The following is a 21,024-nucleotide window of genomic DNA, read 5'->3' as shown; positions in this document are numbered from 1 at the left end:
GCAGCTCCATCTCCTTTTTTAATTCCGGATTACAGGATTTTCAGATCAGACCTTTGGACTGCAGGTATTCTATTGCTTCCACAGTTCCATTGCCATAAGTTTCTGTGCTGACATAGTCAGCAATGTCTTTCAGAAAATCATCGGCATTTCCAACTGCAATTGCAAATCCAGCTTCCTGAAGCATTTCCAGATCATTTACCGAATCACCGATAGCAACGAAATCCGATGTTTCAATTCTCATCAACTCGGCCATTTTCAAAAGTCCTGTTCCTTTGTTTATCTTTCTACTCTTAATGTGTATAGCAAAATGTGTGTCTATGATCTCAACGTTCGGGAAATGCGATTCCAGTATTTCACCGGCTTTTACCACATCGAAATTGCTCCTGAGAACAATCTCGGTTCTCCTGTGAACAGAATCAAGCTTTTCCATATCAAACTCAGAGGATAAGAACTCGAAGGCTTCCTCACATTCATGGATCACATCGGATACGATTGGCTCATTATCAAATCCATCAATTATGACACCACCATTCTCTGCTATGATATTACAACACACACCAACAAGTTTGGCGGCGGCTTTGGCATAGCAAAGCACATTTCCTGTAGCTATCACAACAGGCATATCAAGGGTACGCAGCTTTGAAGCAGCTTCCAGGCTGAGCTTGCGATCATGATGAGTAATAGTTCCATCGATGTCAATAACAATGGCCTTAAATTTCATAAGCAATAGAAGGCATTTAGAAATAAAAGTGTTTTCAGTGTTGACTATAAAAGAGATTATTTTTGATCTTTAAAAAAGAAATATAATCCCCATTAAGGAGATTCATTTATTTTTAGTGATATCATGGATCACGCAGACCAGGCGTGGTTACGGAAATAATTGCTTCTCCGTCCGGAAGGTTTGGAGAGTCAACAAGTTTAACTATTCTCTTATCTCCCTTGGATTTACGCAGATAAAGCCTGAAAGTTGCTGTGTGCCCTACAATATGCCCGCCAATTGGCTTTGTAGGATCACCAAAGAATGCATCAGGCTTGGACATTACCTGATTTGTCACTATTACAGAAGCATTGTAGAGGTCAGCACATTTTTGCAGGCCATGTAGGTGTTTATTGAGTTTCTGCTGCCTGTCTGCAAGAGTCCCTCTACCGATATATTCTGCCCTGAAGTGAGCTGTAAGTGAATCCACAATAAAAAGCCTTACCGGCATTTCAGAATCCTTGAGCTCATTGGCAAGTTCCATTGCCGAATCAACAAGAAGTATCTGGTGATTTGAATTATAAGCACGCGCCACATGTATGTGCTTAAGAAATTCTTCATAATCATATTCCTGGCCATATTTTTCAGACAGACCATCAACCATTTGTCTTATTCTTTCAGGTCTGAAAGTATTCTCAGTATCTATAATTACAACAGAACCTCCAAGTCCTCCCTGCTCTCTTGGAAGTTGTACATTAACGGCCAGCTGGTGCGCAACCTGTGTTTTACCGGAACCGAATTCACCATAGAGTTCAGTAATTGCCTGAGTGTCTATACCACCGCCCATCATTTCGTCAAATTCCGTACATCCTGTGGAAAGCTTGCCCACAAGCTTCCTGCGCTCCATTACAACATCACCGGTCTCAAAACCACCAATATCTGCAGACTGACGGGCTGCAAGAATTATCTTTGAAGCAGTCGATTCACCAATTTCTGCAGCTGTTGCAAGTTCTGGTGGTGAGGAAACAGCAATTGACTCAACTGTTGTAAATCCTGAATCTTTCAATTTCTGCGCGGTTGCCGGACCTACATGGTCCAGTTCTTCTAATAACACTTCTGACATTTATCTTAACTCCTGGGTGCACATGTTTTCTTCTGGTGCACAATTCGATTACCTAATTGATTTTTGAGTATATATACCTGAAGAAAGCGGGGTGAAAGTATTATATATATATACAAAACATACGACAAGACTTATCAGCAAAATAAATCATTAGGAAGCAATGGCCAGAGTAGTAGTAGGTGGAACATTTGAATGTCTCCATGACGGACACAAAGAACTTATAAAAAAAGCATTCGAGCTTGCCAATGGAGAAGAATTGGATATCGGACTCACATCCAATGAGATGGCAAACAAACGTCCGCGTCAGGTTCCTGACTATAATATCCGAAAGAAAAAACTTATTGACTATATCAATGAGATAGCACCCGGCCAGAATTACACAATACTTGAATTGAATGATCCTTATGGTAAAACACTGAAAAAAGACTACGACTATATTGTAGTTTCTCCGGAAACCTATCCCGTAGCTCTGAAAATCAATAATCTCAGACATGAGAAAAACATGAGGGTAATAGATGTTGTCAGGGTGGAATTCGTACTTGCAGATGATGAAAAACCAATCTCATCAACACGCATTGTGCAGGGAGAAATCGACATTCATGGTCATCTGAGATCTCATTCCTGATTATCAGAACATAATTTTATAAACTATTTTTTACAACTAAGTTGCATGGGCCGAGTATTCAGCGAAATGGACAATCAAATATTTAACAAGCTTGCACCGGAACTCAGCGGAAACACAATGTCAAATGCCGGACATAACTATCCTTTTATCCTCAGACCAATATCCCATAAGATAGCCGAGGATGCACAGGATTTTAGAGCCAGGATGGAGAAACTGGACACAGGTGAGATGGAATACCTTTTCCAGCTTGCAATGGAAGGAAAAGAAGACATCAGGTCCCTTGAGGAAGAAGATGTTGACACCTTCATAGAACTGGTTGAGGAAAAACTCTCAACTGAAAAGATGAAGGAACTCAAGGCAAAGCTCGGAATGGCATGATGAAGCCTTCCAGACTTCTTTTCGGAACAGCCGGTACTCCGAAAAGCTCAAAGAAAAGAAACAGCATCTCCGGAATTGAAAGGGTAAAGGAACTTGGGCTTGACTGCATGGAACTTGAATTTGTCCGTGGGGTCAAGATGGGAGAAGCTACTGCAGGAAAGATTTTCGAAAAAGCAGAGGAAGAACAGATAGCACTCAGTGTACACGCTCCATATTACATTAATCTCAACTCCCTTGAATCCGAAAAGGTTGATGCGAGTGTCGAAAGGATCTATAGATCATCAAGAATAGGAAATCTCTGCGGTGCAAGGAATATTGTATTCCATCCAGCCTATTACCATAAAGACAGGCCTGAAAAAGTGTATGATAAGGTTGCCACCCTGCTTAAAGAACTCAGTTCCAGACTGACAGATGAGGGAATCGAAGTTATACTTCGACCGGAGACCACAGGCAAAGGAACCCAGTTCGGAAGCCTTGAAGAAAATGTCAGACTTGGTGTTGATATAGATAACGTACTTCCATGTATTGATTTTGCCCATCTGCACGCAAGAAGTAACGGAGCTGAGAACAGCTATGATGAGTTTTATACAACAATGGAATTGATAGAAAATGAACTTGGTCGGGAAGGACTGCATGATATGCACATGCATGTATCAGGAATTGAATATGGTAAAAAAGGAGAAAGGAATCATTTGAACCTTGATGATTCTGACCTCCAATATGCAGAACTAATGCAGGTCCTTAAGGATTTTAAAGTAAAAGGACTTCTGATTTGCGAAAGCCCGGATAATGAAGGGGATGCCTTGCTGATGAAAAAAACATATGAAGGGTTATAAACCCCTCTTTATATGTGAATTGATGGCGCTACATGCTCCATCAATGGATGTATCAATGTGAAAATACCAATTGCCACTATAACAGAACCACTCACAAGTGGAAGTCTATTTATCTTTGTACTGCTAACATAACTCTCAATAAAGCCTTTTCCTTTAACGAATACGACTGACAGTGAAGTGATAGCTATTGCCAGACCTGCACTGAATATCAGCACATATATCAGACCGTTATATACCTGGTTATTTGCAATGCTGAACAACAATACTGCAAGTGCAGCAGGACATGGAATAAGTCCTGTTGAAAGTCCTATTGCAATTACACCTTTTTTTGTGTCTATGGAATGCTCGTGAGGATGGAAGTATTTTCTCAGGATCCATGCACCTACACCAATTAGAACAACTCCTCCTACAACACTCATGATATCGTGAGTTGTATCGACATTCAATGCTTCTACAAGATAAATTGATGCAACTCCCATTGCAAGCACCACTATTACGTGAGAGACAACAATAGTTAGCCCAAGGAGAAGTGCATCTTTGAGCTTTGCATCTGTACCCATTACAAAAACAGCCATGATAGATTTTCCATGACCGGGCTCAAGTGCATGCAGTGCACCAAGCAGGAAAGCTGATGCGATAATCAAAAAGCTAAATTCCGAAGAAAGTGTTTGTGTTCCAAATGAAAGTATATCCATGATCATTGTTCCCCTTTAATTGTTGAATGTGAAAATGCAAATAAACGTTAGTAGTCATTAGTAATACGAATATATATTGACTATATAAATACATTATGAATAAGTATGTTACATAAGAATAAAATAGTATTACAATATCACCCAACGCAAATTATACATAAAAATCAGGAGATTGTAAATAACAAAATAGAGACAAATATAATGCTGGAAATAGGATAAATACAGTTGATAGTAGCATATAATAGTCTTATTTAAATTAAGCTGCATAATAATAAACAGAAAATACCATTTTTAACTCAGAATGCTATCTGTAATATTTTTAAATAAAAAAATAGTACTAAAGCTGTATTGGTTTTAGAAAAGTCTATAAACCAAATACTGAAAGGAAATTAAAGCAGAAAACTTGAATATGGTGTTTAAGTATCAGGATTCCTGATTTGGATTTACAACAGTAACAGGGATATTGATACCACTCTTTTGCATGTAATCCTTTATTCTTTCCAGTGCGTGTCCAACCATTCCCCCATTCGTGAGAATAAGACAACGCTGACCTGCAAGTGAATTGAGGATCGAACGGTCCACAACCCCGGCAGTTATATGAAGATATATCTCATCCCCCTCTGCCAGTATCTTGCTCCTCTTACCCATTGCACCAATGCATTCAATTTCATCCCTGTCGATTATATCAAGCAGCTCATCTTTGGAGTAATACTCGGTATCATATATTCCAATGGAACCAGCCCTGTAAGGCTTTCTGTCCATCTCAACAATGGCAAGTCCATCCTCATGAACGTGGAGGACTTTACAGTTTGCAGCTTCATATCCAGATTCTGGTGCATAATCGCCGTAAAGGATCCCAAGATTGATGTAATCCCCTTCTTTTACCTCTGATGGCACCTTTGCCCATAATAATTGTTGTGAACGTAAAGAATGAACAAGATCAGGAATATCACGAGGACAACACTGTGGCTTTACAAGACCTCTTCGTTTGATCTCTTCGTAGATCTCAAGAGTAACGGGTCTTCTGAGGTAAGCAGCTTTCAAATTATCATCATGCATGAAGATGGCTTCAGGAGTACCTTCACTGATCACTTTATGCTCATTCATTAAAAAAACATAATCTGCCCATCCATATGCCAGATTCACATCATGTGTTGAAATAATGATTGTTTTACCAAAATAGTTCAGCTCATTGAGCAGGTCCATTACCTCATCAGCACCCACAGGATCCAGATTTGCAAGTGGCTCGTCAAGAATGATAACCTCAGGGTCCATTGCAACAATTCCAGCAATAGCCACTCTCTTTTTCTGACCGCCACTTAAATGATGAGGAGGTTTGTCCTTAAGGTGTGTCAGGCCCACATATTCAAGCGTCTTATTAACAATATCTTCAACCTTATCTTTTGAATAACCAAGGTTTGTTGGTCCGAATGCAACATCCTGGTAAATAGTAGGAGCAAATATCTGATCATCTGAATTCTGAAAAACAATACCGATGTTCTTTCTGATCTCCCTCAGGGATTTTGAATCATATTTCATGGGTTTTCCATGAAAGAGTATTTCACCCTTTTTAGGACGGTGAGTTCCGTTCATTGATAGAAACAATGTTGATTTTCCGGAACCATTGCGTCCGACAAAGGCTATTTTTTTACCTTTCTCAATGACAACACTAATATTATCAAGGGCAAGAGTGCCATCTGGATAGGAAAAACTAAGATGTTTTGTTTCTAATATAACCAATATCTCACCTCAAAGAACGGACACAGTCCGGGTAAAGTAAAAAGTCAGCACCACCAATGCAAAATAAGCAAGGGTCAACATTAATTCAGGCATTTCCACAGGTCTTTTATCATCCAGCAGTATCAATTTTCCATCATAACAACGCGCATTCATGGAGACGTAAATCTTCTCACCCTGCTCCCATGAACGAATAAAAAGATTTGTTCCCAGCATAACCATTGACCTGAAAGAGGTCTTAAAATCCTTATAACCAAGCCTTACAGATTGGGCATACTTCACACCTACTGCAACATCAAGAAAAACGAAGATGTAACGATACATCATCATAGCTATCTCCAGGAATGAATCTGGAAGTTTAGTTGCTTTAAGAACTGAAAAAAGCTCTATCATAGGTGTTGTAAGAGAAAGAAAGAACAGACATGACATACCGCCAAGTGTGCGTGCAAAAACTAAAAGAGCCATATCAAGACCCGCTTTACTGACTCCAAGAGTAAGACCAAATACATCAAAAGAGAATAATTTGGCACCTTCACCAAAGAAGAATGCAATTATGACCACGCTGACTATAACAAAACCAGCAGGAGCTGCAAGTATCCTAAAATAGAAGGATGCAGGAACCTTTGCAAAGTAAAGAGTTGCAAAACTCATACAAATCGCTATAAGAAAGGGCACCAGCGGAGAATTGGAAGATACGCCCGCAAGTAGGCCAAAAGTCACAATAGCTATTTTAAGCCAGTTGTTTTTGTACCTGAGCGGACTCAGTACCGCATAGTCATCAAGTATATGTGCCATTTTTAGATCAAACCAATTATAAAACAATACAAATTGTTTAAATAATAGCTGTACAAGTTTAATGAATTACGATATAGAGCTTTATACATAAGCATTTCGTTGTTTAGTTTAAAGCTTACAAGCATACTAATAAAAAAAGATGAATAAATCAATCTGAATAAATCACTTTGAAAACAAGCATATTAACTCAAAAGAAATTGTTTCCAAAAAACCATACTGGAAATGAAAAGAGAAACGTGCCTCTTAAGAGAAGCACGTCAAAGATTAATTACTATCACCTTTGCCTTTATAGTAGCCAATGGTGTACCCAATTACAATTGCACCGAATGCAGCCTGAAGTGCAAAGAGCAGACTTTCTGTTTCGCCACCAGGTGGTTCAAAGCCAATTCCTGCAAACCATGGCTCGTAGTCTGGATTGATTTCAGTGATCACATCTTCTGCTGCACCGTCTGCACCACCGAATTCGGAGTCAGGATGTGCTGCTACACCATAAAAGAACTGAGCAGCGAATAAGATAACAACAATAGCTACCAGATATTCCAGCTTCATTCCATTGCCTCCTTGAGTTTTGTCACTGCGCTTGTAGTGAGTACATCAAGATCAACCAGGACATCGCTCTTTATCTGTACAACATACTTCATGATAAGAGCTGTAAGAGCACCTTCCATTATTGCAAGTGGAACCTGCGTTGTTGCAAATACTGTTGCAAATGCTGTAAATGATCCCAATATCCCACCTTCTGCCGAAGGGAAGGCCAGCGCCAGTTGTGCCGAAGTTACCACATATGTCACCCAATCTGCAATCGCAGTCGCAAGGAAAACATTAAGATAAAAGTTCATACCTGACTTTGCTGCTGCCCTGTAGAAAAGATAAGCAACAAGAGGACCAATGATCGCCATTGATGCAGTGTTTGCACCAAGTGTGGTGATCCCACCGTGCGCCAGGAAAAGAGCCTGATAAAGAAGAACAATTACACCGAGCACAGCTGTGATTGCAGGGCCAAAGAGAATGGCTGCCATTCCTGTACCGGTCGGATGTGAAGAACTTCCTGTTACTGAAGGAAGTTTAAGAGATGAGAGAACGAATATGAAGGCACCAGCCACTGCCAGCAGAGGTACAACTTCCCTTCTTTCGCTTACAAGTTTATTCAGTTTGTACATTCCATACAATATAACCGGAATAGAGAATACAAACCATAACTGCCACCAGGGTGATGGTAAGAAACCCTCAAATACATGCATTATTTGTCACCTTCCATTTTGTCACCATAATTATCTATAAACCATACCTGATCAACTAAATTAAGTCAAATAGTTTAAACAACTAAAGTTGATTTGGATACAAAGTGTAATATGTTATGGTACATAAACATAACGATTCACACATAAGATTAATACTGTTTTCACATAGGATAACAACCATAGATATTCAGAGAACACTAATTTACATAGACCATAAATTGTATCATCAAAAACCCCCTTTAAAAGATACAACAACAATGATAAAACTATGGCATAAACAAAAACATAATAAATTGATTTATGATAAAAAAATGAATTTGAAGAACTTAAAGCACAACCAAAATGCAATACATATCTGACTTATTCTCAGGTGGTTCGTCTATAGTACCACTTACAGCACGTTCATCAGGATAACCAATGTCCTCATAGATATGCAGCTTAGCGCTTACACCCATTTCATGGAGTAATGATGCAACTTCCTTTACACCAAAATTACCAGCAGGAAGCAGGAAAATATTTTTTCCGAGACCTACTTCCCTGATCAAAGCCTCTTTTGCAGGAGCCGGATCCCTGCCATGTGCAGTGATTATTGCCAATGTAGACATATCCACATGGAAACGAGCACATGCTGCCTGTATGGACGATACACCCGTAACAATCCTGTCCTTGCTCGTGGCAAACTTGCCAAGTCCTGAAAACATTGGGTCACCAGTGGAAAGAATAACCGCACCCTCCGGTAAAAGATGGAGACTTTTATAATCTTTAATTAAATTAGCTTTGCATTTGATGAACCGTTCTGCAATTTCAATGGAGCGCTTTGAACCATAGACAACAGGAGCATTGCTGATTACTTCTATCGCTTCCTGCGTCAACATATTCGGACCGACACCAACGCCCACTACAATCATAATTACTCACCACTGTCCATCAACACAGTGCCATCCCTGTCAACAACTACAATACGGGCACCATTACCCCTATCAACAGCCATATTAAAAGCCTGTTTAAGACGATCATTTTCAGGATCAAGCTCAAGCATCTCTACTACTGTGGCAAAGCCGCTGTCCTTCAACATATCAGGATTACCCCATTTCAGAACAAGACCTGGAAGTCCACAGATAACCACATCACCATGTGCGGATTCAAGGGCTTCAGATATTCGACTTCCTGCAAGCACAACGGTATGGTCAGGGAAAAGCATGGTTGAGTACCTTATACCAATTCTTCCTGTTGTGAGTACAACCTTATCAGAACACCTTATTAGATCACCTTTCATTTCACCAAGATGGTCGTTCCATGGCTCTACAAAACCAGTTGTTCCAAGAATTGAAATTCCATCAATAACTCCAATTCGACTGTTTAAAGTCTGCTTTGCAATTTCCTTGCCCTTCGGAAGATAAATAGTAACTTCAGCTCCTTTAAGTCCAAGTTCCTCAACAGCTTCGGCAATAGAAGCTTTGATCTGCTCCATGGGACGTGGATTTATAGCAGGGTGTCCTTTTTTAGATTCGAGTCCGCTTCGGGTAACAATTCCAATACCTTCACCGGCATAAACAGTGATGCCTTCCGCCTCTCTAGCATCGGCAACAAACTCAAGTCCTCTTGTAATATCAGATTCATGATCATTATTCATTTTCACTGCAACAGCATGACCTCTATCGCCCTTTACATCCATTTCCGCACGTAGTCCCACGGGAGTTGGTACGGAAACATGTGTCACTTCCCCTGAAAGAGACATTACAGATGCTTTTGCAGCCAGTGCTGCGGTAGTTCCGGTAGTATATCCCCTCTTTAGTACAGAACCATCGCTAAGAACTACAAGGGTTCCGTTCTTAATACCTTCTTCAAGCTCTTCACGTGGCATTTTTGAGCGATCCAGCCATTCTTCTGGGATCTTGGATTTGTTTACCGGGTCAATCATCTCAGGTCAATTGTAAGTAATACTTTTAAAATCTACCGACTCTATCCAGTCCTTTTGAAGAGCTTTGCCAGCTCGTCCATTGTGAAAGAAATCATAGTTGGACGGCCATGCGGACATGTGTAAGGATTGTTGCAGTTCATGAGTTGACGTATGAGTTCTTCCATCTGTTTTGTGTTGCACACAGCACCTGCTTTGATAGCTGCCCTGCATGCCATGGTACTGCACAGAAGGTCATAGCGCTCAGTATCCTCCTTAACTCTGCCAACTGAAAGAAGGTCTGAGATTATATCATGAATAACATCAGTATCCTCCAGCTTTCCAAAAATGCTGGGAACTGTTGTTACAACATAGCTTTTAGGACCAAACTCAGAGATGGAAAAACCCATTTCCTCAAGTTGTGGAATAAACTCCTCAATAATAGCTTTCTCCTTCTGGCCAAGGTCAAGTGTCACCGGAGTTATAAGTTCCTGCCAGCTCATATCCTGTTGTCTCAGAACCTGTTCATACATTATACGCTCATGAGCAGCGTGCTGATCAATGAGTATGAGTTTTCCATCCATTTCGCAGATTATATAAAGGTCTGAATGCTGACCGTAAACCTTCACATCCGAAGGACTGAATGTCGTACTGAGCTCCGGCACTTCATCGGAAGTCACATTCATCTGCAATCGTTCACTTTTCTTCAGACGGCGATAAGTATCCTTTGCAGGATAATGATACGGTTCCTTTTCTTCTTTGATGACTGCAGCCTTTAACCTCGTTTCAGGGCTGGTATCCAGAAATGGTTTGTCTTGTGAAGCCGATAAGTCCTCTGGACTTTCAGAATCACTGGTGTCTGGTTCTACTTTAGATTCATAAAAGCGTGATTGAAGCGGAACATCCTTCTTCTTAACCTGAACCTCAGGAACAAGTGACTCCTTTCCAAGAGCATCTTCCACTGCAGAAATGATCATCCTCTCAATCTCTTTCTCGTGACTCAGACGTACTTCACGCTTTGCAGGATGTACATTCACATCAAGATTCACAGGATCGATTGTAAAGGTCAGAAAGGCTGCAGGATAGCGGCCTTTTGGAAGCAGTGTATAGTAACCCAGCCTTACGGCGTTACTTAGCTGTTTAGAGAAAACAGGCCTGTCATTGATCAAAAAGACCTGCAGGTCTTTTCCACTTCGTGTTAATTCCGGCTTTGAGATATAGCCGGAAATAGTGATAAGATCAGATTCATATTCCAGTGGAACAAGGGAGCGTGCAACATCAGCACCATAAAGGTGAACAATGCTATCCAGCATTTTTGCAGATGCCGGAGATTTCAGTGTAACTTTCCCGTCTATCACCAGAGTAAACGAAACATCGGGGTGAGCAAGACAATTTCTTGACACCACATCAACAATGTGTGCAATCTCTGTCCTTGCACTCTTCAGATACTTCTTACGTGCAGGAGTACTGTAGAATAGATCATTTACAAGGATGCTGGTGCCTACTGCTGTGCCTGCAGAACTTATGTTTTTGACACCCGTACTGTCAACAACTACCCTGGTCCCCTCAATATCTCCTTCCTGCCGGGTGGTCAGTTCAACCTTTGCCACCGAAGCAATAGATGCAAGAGCTTCACCACGAAAACCCATTGTCAGAATGTGATTGAGATCGTCTATATTGCTTATTTTGCTGGTGGCATGCTTTTTGAAAGCAAGCGAAGCGTCCATATGGCTCATACCAATCCCATTGTCAACAATTAACATGCTTTTCGTGCCATACCCCCCTATTTCCACTCGAACATCGGTTGCATAAGCGTCAATGGAGTTTTCAATAAGCTCCTTGACCACCGAAGCGGGACGTTCAATAACTTCTCCTGCTGCTATTTTGTTGATTGTGGACTCATCCAGCAATTGTATTTTAGAACTCCTCATGTCACATGATTTCTCTGTCATTTTCCTCTTCCTGTCCACGACAAGTATAAAAAGTATATTCCAATATCTAACCCTTTGCGGCAAAAATATCTTGTTGTTAGTATTTTTGTTTTTTCGTTGGAAAACTCCTAACTACTACCTACTATTATTATTAAATCCAGATGAAAAGATATGAATAATGAACAATAGAATTATATCATTTCATGCTATCTGAAAGGAACATCAAATAAGAAGGCTTTACATGGATAATTCCGGTAAACTAAAAAACATAGTTCCTTTATTAGCTCTTTTGACAGCTTTTCCCGCATTTTCCACTGACATGATATTGCCTGCTATTCCATCACTTGCGGTTTTATGGGACAGGCCACTGTCAGTTGTCAACCTGATACTAATAGGTTTCTTCGTAACCTACGGATTCTCACTTCTTTTTTACGGACCCATATCAGACAGGTACGGACGTAAAAAACCCCTGATAGCCGGTATAGTGCTTTACATAATTGCCAGTATACTCTGTGCCCTTGCCAGTAGTGTAAATTCATTGATAGCTTTCCGCATACTTCAGGCAGCAGGAGCAGCCGCCAGTGCATCCCTGTCCATGGCAATGACCAAGGATATCTTTTCAGGTAATGAGAGACAGAGGATACTTGCATATATAGCCATAATCATGGCACTTGCCCCCATGTTTGCCCCAATTGTCGGAGGATGGATACTTGCATATATGACATGGCACTGGATATTCATCGCCCAGGGAGCAATGGGGATGATAGGACTTCTGGGAGTTATCCGAACACCTGAAACATTGAAAGAGCCATCAAAGGCTCACATATCAAAGGTCATGCATTCCTACGTAGATCTCCTGCTTAACAGGAACTATATTGTAATGGTCCTTGTGATGTCAGTAAGCCTTTTACCCTTATACAGTTTCATTGCCGGATCCTCAGTCCTGTACATCAATGGATTTGGCATGACAGAGCAGACTTTCAGTTACTTCTTCGCCTTCAACGCCCTTGCACTTATGGCAGGATCCATGTCATGCCTCAAATTAACCGACCGAATAAATCCAAAGCATCTTATGACAGGTGGTTTTGCAGGAATAGCTGTTGGAGCAGCATTTATTCTTATAATCGGACATTATAGCCCATGGACCTTTGCACTCCCAATGGCTTTAATCACATATTCCATAGGCATCAGCAGACCACCAAGCAACCACCTTGTACTTGAACAGGTACACAAGGATGCAGGTGCTGCATCTTCTTTACTTATATTCACATATTTCACCCTGGGTGCAGTTGGAATGTGGCTGGTATCACAGGAATGGATGGAACGTATGCAGATACTGGGAACCATCACTCTCGTTTGCGGAGTTCTCGTACTGATTGCGTGGATGATTCTACAAAAACAAGGCCTTGGCTCAGGAAACCACCAATAAAAAGATAAAAAGGATAGTACAATAAACTAAAGAGATGCATTTTGTATCTATGAAAGTTTACCTTTTATCTCATTTAATTTGTTCAGAGCCTCAATTGGAGTCATTGAATTTATATCTAATTTTTTAAGCTCTTCGACAACCGGATCAGGCGCGCTTTCACTGTAAGTCGCTTCCTGATCGAACAGTACGACCTGAGTATACTTAGCACTGCTACGCTGTTTCTTTTTACTGCCTTTGCGGTCCTCTTCACTAAGCATGCACTCATCCTCGATGTCCTCAAGGATCTCTTTAGCCCTTGATGTGACAGCATGCGGAACACCTGCTATCCTTGCGACATGGATACCATAACTTCTGTCCGTTGCGCCCGGAACGATCTTACGCAGGAATACAAGATCATCGCCTTCCTCCTTTACAGCGATGTGGTAGTTCCTTACTCTCTTGAGCTTGGCTGCAACTTCAGTAAGCTGATGGTAGTGCGTGGCAAAAAGTGACCTAACACCCACGCGCCCTTTATTGTGAATATACTCAACAACTGCCTTTGCGATGCTGTAACCATCATAGGTGCTGGTACCCCTGCCTATCTCATCCAGCAACACCAGGCTTTTTGGAGTTGCATTGTTCAGGATATTGGCAAGTTCAACCATTTCCACCATGAATGTACTCTGACCACTTGCAAGGTCATCGAAAGCACCGACCCTTGTAAAGACCCTGTCCACAATTCCTATGGAAGCATAGGATGCAGGTACAAAGGAACCTGCCTGAGCCATTATGACTATCATGGCGATCTGCCTCATATATGTGGATTTACCTGCCATGTTGGGTCCGGTGATTAGCTGGAACTGGTTTTCAGTGCAATCCATTTCGGTGTCGTTTGGAACAAAACCGCCAGGAACTGTGTTCTCCACCACAGGATGCCTGCCATCCCTGATAAGCAACCTGCAGTCAGGAGTCATCGCAGGCCTTACGTAATTATTATTGGCAGCAACTTCTGCAAGGTTAGAAAGCACATCCAGTGTCCCGATCAGGGCAGCAGTTTCCTGTAGCTGTCTTGAATGAGATGCTACAATAGAGTTAAGTTCACTGAGCAGTTCATATTCAAGAGCCACCATTTTCTCATCAGCCGAGAGTATGGCACTCTCACGTTCCTTGAGTTCAGGAGTGTAGAATCTCTCAGCGTTGGTCATTGTCTGCTTCCTGATATAATCATCAGGGACCTGGGAAATGTTGGCCTTTGTGACCTCAAGGTAGTATCCAAATACCTTGTTGTAACCAACTTTCAGGGATTTTATGCCAGTCCTGTCACGTTCTTTCTGCTGGAACTTCGCTATCCATTGTTTACCGTTCTTTGACAGATCGAACAGCTCATCAAGCTGCTCATTGTATCCTGGTTTTATCATTCCTCCATCCCTGACACTGAGAGGTGGTTCCTCAACAATGGCACTGTCTATCAGCTTTGCAAGTTCATTCAGTTCCTCAAAAGATGAAAGTTGTGATGCAGTGCTGTTCAGCAAATTCACATCCTTACACCCGCTTAGAGATTCAAGTAAAAGAGGAACGGATTCAAGGGATTTCTTCAATGACACAAGGTCCCTAGCATTGGAGTTACCGTACATGACCCTACCTACAAGCCTTTCCATGTCCTTCACATAGGACAGATGAGAACGAATATCAAAACGAATAAGTGTGTTATCGCTAAGCCAGGCAACAGCGTCCAGACGGTCATTAATAGCATCAACAGATACCAGAGGTTTCAGCAGCCATTTCTGGAGCTGTCGTCTTCCCATCGGTGTTTTAGTATCATCAAGTACTCCGATGAGAGAAGAATCATTGCCCTCACCTCTTACGTTCTTCACAATTTCAAGGTTCCTCAGAGTAATTGCATCAAGTACCATGAACTCCGAATCAAAATAAGTCTTCAGCGACTGCACCTGTGAAAGTTCTCTCATCTGGGTATCCGTGGCATATTTTAATGCGGCGCCTGCAGATGAAACTGCGCGATGGAGTTCACTGCACCCCATGCCTTCAAGGGTTGAAACATTGAAATGTTCCTGAAGTATCTTTTCAGCAATTTTCAGGTCAAATGCGTCCTCGTCAAATTCATGAATAATGATCTTAAGCTCTTTCAGGCGCTCTGTGAGATGTGAATCCTCAATAAGTGATGGTGGCAAAATACATTCCGAAGGCCCCATGCGTGCAACCTCACTGGCGATTCGATCATAAGGAACGGTGTCCTTGAACTGGGTTGTCAGGAACTCTCCTGTTGATATGTCAAGAAATGAGAGACCATATTCTTCCTTTTCGCCATAAATTGCCATGAGATAGTTGTTTGACGAGTCGGCAAACATGGAGGAATCCATTGCAGTTCCGGGAGTTACAACTCTTACAACCCCTCTTTTCACAACGCCTTTGGCTTTCTTAGGATCCTCAAGCTGCTCGCATATGGCAACTTTATATCCCTTTTTAATAAGTCGGGGAAGATAGTTGTCAATTGCATGATAAGGGATGCCTGCAAGTGGCATCTTTTCACCGTCCTTGCTCTTTCCACGGGTTGTCAGGGTGATCTCAAGTTCCTGAGCAATTGTTTTGGCATCCTCTCCGAATGACTCGTAAAAATCCCCCATCCTGAAGAATATGAGGGCGTCCTTATGCTCTTCCTTGGCTGCATAATACTGTTTCATGGCAGGGGTTATTTTACTCATGATAATTCACACAAAATTGGTGCTGCAAAATATCGGGTTGTTAGTATTTTTGTGTTTTGCATCGCTGAAATTAGAAGAAACTACACACGGATAATTTTCAACATCGTATTTCCACCCTTATGAAACTCATAGTTCACTTTTTCCTCACTGACAACATAACCCTGTGAAGCTAACCAACTTATAATTTCATCCAGATGTATGTATTTTCTGGAAGTCATTCGGATCTTGCCCAGTTCTTCAGCCGAAGAAATGTTCCCCCGGATTAATTATTCCTGATTTTCCCGGGCCTGTTCCAGAACTTCTACATAGCTTTCATCAATTCTATTTCTGACAGATTCCCGGTTCTGATTATAAATCGGGTCAACTGAAACTACCGACTTCCCCTGTCGTGTCATTTCATAATCAAAACTTGCAGGACCGTCACCACATCCCAGAATGGTTTTGTTCAGGTCTTCATCTGTCAGATCGAACATATCAACATATTCCGGAAAAGAGCGTCACCACGGAACAACATTCTGGTACTTTACAGACATGGATGAATCATTAATTTTGAAAAAGATAAAGGTGTTGTAAAAATGAAGATTATGATATAATCCTCATTCAAACTACAGTCACATTCATTCCCTTTGCTTCAGCCACAACCTCTGGGTTATAGTACGAGTAAGCCTTACTTTCTGACACAATCGCTTTCACAGGGAACTTTGCCTGCACCTGCATACTGAGATCCAGTTCCTCACCAGGCTGCATATCATCGATATAGAAGATTACTTTCCTTCCGGCAATCTCGTATCTGGTTATCTTTTCCTCAGATGCTTTTGTTGCTTCAAGACTTGATGCTACAGGACTGAAACCGGTTGGAACCGCAAGGTCAACTATCATCATTCCGCTGGAACTTGTAGTGCCATCGATGCCAGTGATTCCATTGTACTTGATATGAGCATTCACTGTTACAACATCATTAACTGAAACATCAGTTGAATCATACTCTACATCAAGTTCAATCTCATTCTGTTCAATTACATCCGGGAGAATGACATTAAAACGCCTGACAAGCTGATAATTCAGGTCGCCTATGCCTTCGAGGGAAAGCCTGACATCTGATACACCATCAGGAATTTCGATTATCTGGACGACATCGAAGTTCTGCTGATTCACTTCAACCGACTTGATCTCAGTGTCATCTGCAATCACATGCACCGTTGCATCAATATCCCTTCCTGCAGAAGCTGCTGCACCCATCAGTGCCCTGAAGGCCATGACAGTATCCTGGGTACTGGAGAATCCTCCGTTGGAATTACGCTGTGCAGCTATCCACTTCAGGGAAGATGTTGCAGTCGGGTTGTTTGCCTCAATGAGAGCAAGGGTCGCATAGGCTGTTGTTTCCACATTCTTGCTGGATGGAGCCATGTAACCATATCCGTAATCTTCATGTGGGGCAGGAACCGCGCCATCACCATAACCCCAGTAAGTGCCGTCATCGTCCTTTTTTGAGATTGCCAGCAGCTCTGTCAAAGCTTCATCTGCCATGGAGCTGTTAATTTTTTGCAATGCAAGAGTTCCGATTGCCAGAGCATACGGATCATCCTGGCTTGCAAGATTGTCCTCAAGATATGTCTGGGCTTTTTGCATGACATCAGGACTTGCGGAACCATATTCTTCCAGTGCGAGGGTTATGTATGCTGTCAGTGCGTAAGTTCCGCTGACACCACCCATCATGTCCTGGTGAATAACAAACCCGACAGGCTCCCACGAACCATCTTCCAGCTGGTGGGACTCTATCCAATCAGCAGACTCGGAAAGAATATTCTCGTCAATTGTTGTAACATCTCTTGCACCACTGAACTGTGAAAGCACGAATGAAGTCAGCCAGAGGCTGCCACTTTCATCACTCTCACCGAATGCTGAGAAAGAACCATCGCTGTGGCGGTATGTCAGTTCACGCTGGTAACCTGTGATTATGTACATCTCAGCTTTTGCCCTCACTTCAGGATTATCCTGACCTGTTGCTTTCAGGTAGCGCAATACCTCAACGTCAGTGGAGAACAGCATCATATTCTGCTCACCGCATCCGTAAGGCATGCCAAGCAGGTCATCCACTCCGTTTATACTCTGTGCAACAATACTCGGGGTAAAGCTCACAAGGATCATCTCTGAATCAGGAACAATGTCTGCAGGCAGTGTTGCATCAAGTTCTACAGAACCGTTGCTGAGCACTCCGTTGTCAACTACCTCACGGGTTGCACCTTCAGCTTCAACAATGATGGCCTTTCTCACCGCATCGGCCCTCTCTGTGGTCTGGCCTGTTATCTCAACGACTTGTTTTCCAACCTCTGTTGGACTGATTGTGAAACTGGCATATCCCACACCATTTGCATCCACTGTAACTGTCTGCACATCGTCACCAATTATGTCAAACCAGTCTGCCTGTGAGAGAGTCAATTTGACATCCTGTTCATCATCAAGATAATTATAGACCTGCACCTGTACAGGAAACTGTTCTCCCCTTGTAACTGAATATGGAAGGTCAGGATCAACAAAGAAGTCCTGGAACACCGTCAGGCTGGATTCGGAAATCCCGATTCCTTCCGGACTTGAAGATACTGCATGAAGTCTCCATGTGGTGATACTATCCGGTGCTGTCAGGTCAAGGCTTGCAAGGCCTGCATCATCTGTTAGAAGTTCAGGCATCCATACCCACGTCTCCGGGAAGAACTGACGTACACGCTGTACTTCCGCAAGTTCCCCACCATCGTCGCCTTCTGCGGAATCGGTTGGTTCTTCCATCATAGGCATTTCAGCAACTTCTTCCACAGCTTCTTCTTCCATTACTATACCATCCATGGCCTTGTCCACAGCACCTGCAAAAGCAACAACCTCGAACTCTTCAACCTCCGCGCGAGGTACTTCGATTCCGGGAGATGCCATGACAACCATACCGGCATTGTCGATGATATCATAAGCACCCTCCTGATACCAGTATGGATGTGATTCAGCCATTGGCTCCATGAAACGCTTTTCCAGTTCATCGAATACCTGCTTGAGATTGAACCTGCCTTCGCTGAGTGCATATACGGACTCATCGACAATTGAAAATCCGATCATTGATCTGGTGCCGGCATCAAAGCCAACTGTTACATTCTCCCCGGGTTCAGCGGTTTCCGTGTCAAAGGAGCTTGAAAGGTCCACCCGTGTAGAGAATTCCACATCAAATGGAAGCACATCCACGGATACCTCACTGTTGGGATTTATCATGTAAACAACAATCTTTGCCTGCGGACTCATCTGCGGGGTTACAGGTATATTGATATCACTCTCATCACTGGTAGCTGAGTAGACTGTCCTGCCGTTTGCAAATACATCATAGTAAACAGTTCCCGGATTTGTGGAATAAACATGGAAGGAAATCGTATCTCCAACTTCGGGCACTCCTTCACTTGTCTGAGTTATATGAATGAAACTGGCACTTGGAGAATAAGCTGCATTCAACTCCTCATTTGCCCAGACATCATCTGCATGAGCTGATATGTCCAGTCTTGTACTGTTTACAGGAATTTCCAGTTCGATCATTGCAACACCTCCATCAGTGCTCACGGTGAACTCGTCGTTTGTGGATTCGTAAGAATCATCACTGAGCCTTGCCTCTACAGAGACTTCAGTATCAACAGGATTACCTCCGGGGTCTTGTGTAACTACAAGCACCTGAAGTGGCATTCCAGGTTTGATAGTACTTGATTCAGGGATCAGCTGGATAACAAGAGGTGATTGGGATATAGTAAGTAATTTATTTGTGCTCTCACTGTGGTTGCCCGTGTCTGTGACAGTCACGTTAAGCATCAGACTTGCCTGACCACCTGCCCCGTATGTTCCGGCTGCATATTCAACTTCAGGAAGTTCGAACTCAACTGAACCGTTCTTAAGTGTACCGGAGAAAGTTGCGTACTGCTCCCATTCACCCACATAACGTGAGGCTTCAACAAGCACATCTCCTTCAACCTCTTTTCCAAAGAAATAGTTGGCTGAAACAGTACCTGTTATCTCGTCAGATACAAGGAACCACTCTTGTGGTGTTTCCAGTGAAACATCGAACTTCGGAAGTACGTATTTATCTACCTGGATGTCGACCATGGATGAGGAATCACCTGCTGTTGCAGTTACTTTCCATGTACCGAGGTTAAGTTCCGATGCAAGAGGAAGGTCAAAGGAAGCGACACCATACTCATTGGATTTCAGTTCTTTCTTGAAAACCTTGATACCTTTGGAATCTGTGATCTCAACGGTAATGTCCTCCTGAACAGGTACAAGGTTGTTGTTCAGGGAGAGAATTCTTCCGTGGATTGTCTGTCCCGGTTTGTAGATGGGTTTGTCAGTTTCTATGAAAAGAGGATTATTATTTACCACTTCCACTGTTGCCTCAAATTCAGTGTCATAACCTGTGGGCTTTGCAGTGAGTGTGTAAGTGCCTTCTTCAACATCAGGTACTTCAAAGGATGCTACCACATTTCCTGAATCTGAAGTTGATGCCTGAACAAGAGATATTTCATTGCTATTGGAATCTGTTAGCGTATATTCCACGCATCGTTCAACCGGTTGGTTTTCTGAGAAAGCTGCCATGGTGACGGAGCTTTCACCGCCTGAAAAGAGCATTTTAGGTGCGAGTATCAGGAACTCATCACCGGATGAAGCCACCTGACCACCACATTGCCCGGCTATATTGGAAGCAAGGTCATCACTACCCCCAATACAACCTGAAATAATCACTGCAATAATCACTGCAAACAACGATACTATAACTATTAAAGAGCCTGTTTTTTTCCCTTTTAAGTTCAATTTTAACCACTCCAAACTAAGAGAGTATTTTGTTTCTTAGTACAGAGTTTGGGAGTGGGACTGTATATACTTTGCTTAAACTTCAAAGATGTTCGAAGTTATATGCATCGATGC

Annotated in this window: 17 protein-coding genes; 4 read left to right on the top strand and 13 right to left on the bottom strand. The window is 42.3% G+C overall.

The genetic code is table 11. The annotated features are described in order from the left end of the window. Nucleotides 1–40: 40 nt before the first annotated feature. Together J2746_RS00445 and radA are read right to left on the bottom strand one after the other, a co-directional pair. The gene (locus tag J2746_RS00445; protein WP_209614752.1) at nt 41–721 is read right to left on the bottom strand and encodes a phosphoglycolate phosphatase; all 681 of its coding nucleotides are present in this window, start codon (nt 719–721) and stop codon (nt 41–43) included. A gap of 121 nt (nt 722–842) precedes the next feature. Then, nucleotides 843–1,820: a DNA repair and recombination protein RadA gene (radA, locus tag J2746_RS00440; protein ID WP_209614750.1), complete on the bottom strand. Its 978-nt coding sequence runs from the start codon at nt 1,818–1,820 to the stop codon at nt 843–845. A 160-nt stretch (nt 1,821–1,980) separates the two neighbouring features. Between radA and J2746_RS00435 the strand changes: the two genes are divergently transcribed. The 3 genes from J2746_RS00435 to J2746_RS00425 are packed head-to-tail and all read left to right on the top strand — an operon-like array spanning nt 1,981 to nt 3,659. Next, nucleotides 1,981–2,445 carry a phosphopantetheine adenylyltransferase gene (locus J2746_RS00435; protein WP_209614749.1) on the top strand — a complete coding sequence of 155 codons (465 nt, stop codon included), beginning with the start codon at nt 1,981–1,983 and terminating at the stop codon, nt 2,443–2,445. Between the two features lie 45 nt (nt 2,446–2,490). After that, on the top strand, nt 2,491–2,823 hold the full coding sequence (locus tag J2746_RS00430) for a hypothetical protein (RefSeq protein WP_209614747.1): 333 nt from the start codon (nt 2,491–2,493) through the stop codon (nt 2,821–2,823). Next, complete coding sequence (locus J2746_RS00425; protein ID WP_209615622.1) at nt 2,823–3,659, top strand: TIM barrel protein; 837 nt, start codon at nt 2,823–2,825, stop codon at nt 3,657–3,659. Before J2746_RS00430 ends, J2746_RS00425 begins: the two co-directional genes overlap by 1 nt. An 8-nt stretch (nt 3,660–3,667) precedes the next feature. Here the strand turns inward: J2746_RS00425 and J2746_RS00420 are convergent, their stop codons facing one another. The 8 genes from J2746_RS00420 to mutL form a co-directional block, all read right to left on the bottom strand. Beyond that, nucleotides 3,668–4,354, bottom strand: coding sequence for a HoxN/HupN/NixA family nickel/cobalt transporter (locus J2746_RS00420; RefSeq protein ID WP_209614746.1), 687 nt, complete (start codon nt 4,352–4,354; stop codon nt 3,668–3,670). Nucleotides 4,355–4,777: 423 nt separating this feature from the next. Continuing rightward, nucleotides 4,778–6,094: an energy-coupling factor ABC transporter ATP-binding protein gene (locus J2746_RS00415; RefSeq protein ID WP_209614743.1), complete on the bottom strand. Its 1,317-nt coding sequence runs from the start codon at nt 6,092–6,094 to the stop codon at nt 4,778–4,780. 9 nt (nt 6,095–6,103) lie between these two features. Then, nucleotides 6,104–6,886: a cobalt ECF transporter T component CbiQ gene (gene cbiQ, locus J2746_RS00410; RefSeq protein ID WP_209614741.1), complete on the bottom strand. Its 783-nt coding sequence runs from the start codon at nt 6,884–6,886 to the stop codon at nt 6,104–6,106. Nucleotides 6,887–7,150: 264 nt separating this feature from the next. Further along, nucleotides 7,151–7,435, bottom strand: coding sequence for an energy-coupling factor ABC transporter substrate-binding protein (locus J2746_RS00405; RefSeq protein WP_209614737.1), 285 nt, complete (start codon nt 7,433–7,435; stop codon nt 7,151–7,153). Next, nucleotides 7,432–8,127, bottom strand: coding sequence for an energy-coupling factor ABC transporter permease (locus tag J2746_RS00400; protein WP_209614736.1), 696 nt, complete (start codon nt 8,125–8,127; stop codon nt 7,432–7,434). The genes J2746_RS00405 and J2746_RS00400 overlap by 4 nt, the downstream gene beginning before the upstream one ends. Nucleotides 8,128–8,453: 326 nt before the next feature. Next, nucleotides 8,454–9,035, bottom strand: coding sequence for a cobalt-precorrin-7 (C(5))-methyltransferase (locus J2746_RS00395; RefSeq protein WP_209614735.1), 582 nt, complete (start codon nt 9,033–9,035; stop codon nt 8,454–8,456). A gap of 2 nt (nt 9,036–9,037) precedes the next feature. Beyond that, on the bottom strand, nt 9,038–10,048 hold the full coding sequence (locus J2746_RS00390; RefSeq protein WP_209614734.1) for a cobalt-precorrin-5B (C(1))-methyltransferase: 1,011 nt from the start codon (nt 10,046–10,048) through the stop codon (nt 9,038–9,040). Nucleotides 10,049–10,089: 41 nt separating this feature from the next. Beyond that, entirely contained in the window at nt 10,090–11,976 is a 1,887-nt protein-coding gene (gene mutL / locus J2746_RS00385; protein WP_209614732.1) for a DNA mismatch repair endonuclease MutL, read from the bottom strand. 220 nt (nt 11,977–12,196) lie between these two features. On the opposite strand from mutL, the gene J2746_RS00380 reads away from it, so the two are divergent. Further along, nucleotides 12,197–13,384 carry a multidrug effflux MFS transporter gene (locus J2746_RS00380; protein WP_209614730.1) on the top strand — a complete coding sequence of 396 codons (1,188 nt, stop codon included), beginning with the start codon at nt 12,197–12,199 and terminating at the stop codon, nt 13,382–13,384. 47 nt (nt 13,385–13,431) lie between these two features. On the opposite strand, the gene mutS is transcribed toward J2746_RS00380, so the two are convergent. The 3 genes from mutS to J2746_RS00365 form a co-directional block, all read right to left on the bottom strand. Then, a complete protein-coding gene (mutS, locus tag J2746_RS00375; RefSeq protein ID WP_209615619.1) occupies nt 13,432–16,086 on the bottom strand; it encodes a DNA mismatch repair protein MutS in 2,655 nt (884 codons plus the stop codon). A gap of 263 nt (nt 16,087–16,349) precedes the next feature. After that, complete coding sequence (locus J2746_RS00370) at nt 16,350–16,556, bottom strand: hypothetical protein (RefSeq protein WP_209614728.1); 207 nt, start codon at nt 16,554–16,556, stop codon at nt 16,350–16,352. A gap of 127 nt (nt 16,557–16,683) precedes the next feature. Next, nucleotides 16,684–20,910 (bottom strand): alpha-2-macroglobulin family protein, encoded by a 4,227-nt coding sequence (locus J2746_RS00365; RefSeq protein ID WP_209614727.1) that lies wholly within the window; start codon nt 20,908–20,910, stop codon nt 16,684–16,686. Nucleotides 20,911–21,024 lie beyond the last annotated feature (114 nt).

Origin of the sequence: Methanolobus bombayensis, assembly GCF_017873415.1 — an archaeon.
Taxonomy (GTDB): domain Archaea; phylum Halobacteriota; class Methanosarcinia; order Methanosarcinales; family Methanosarcinaceae; genus Methanolobus; species Methanolobus bombayensis.
The sequence above is the reverse complement of the archived record's forward strand: the minus strand, read 5'-3'. Positions and strand labels throughout refer to the sequence as shown.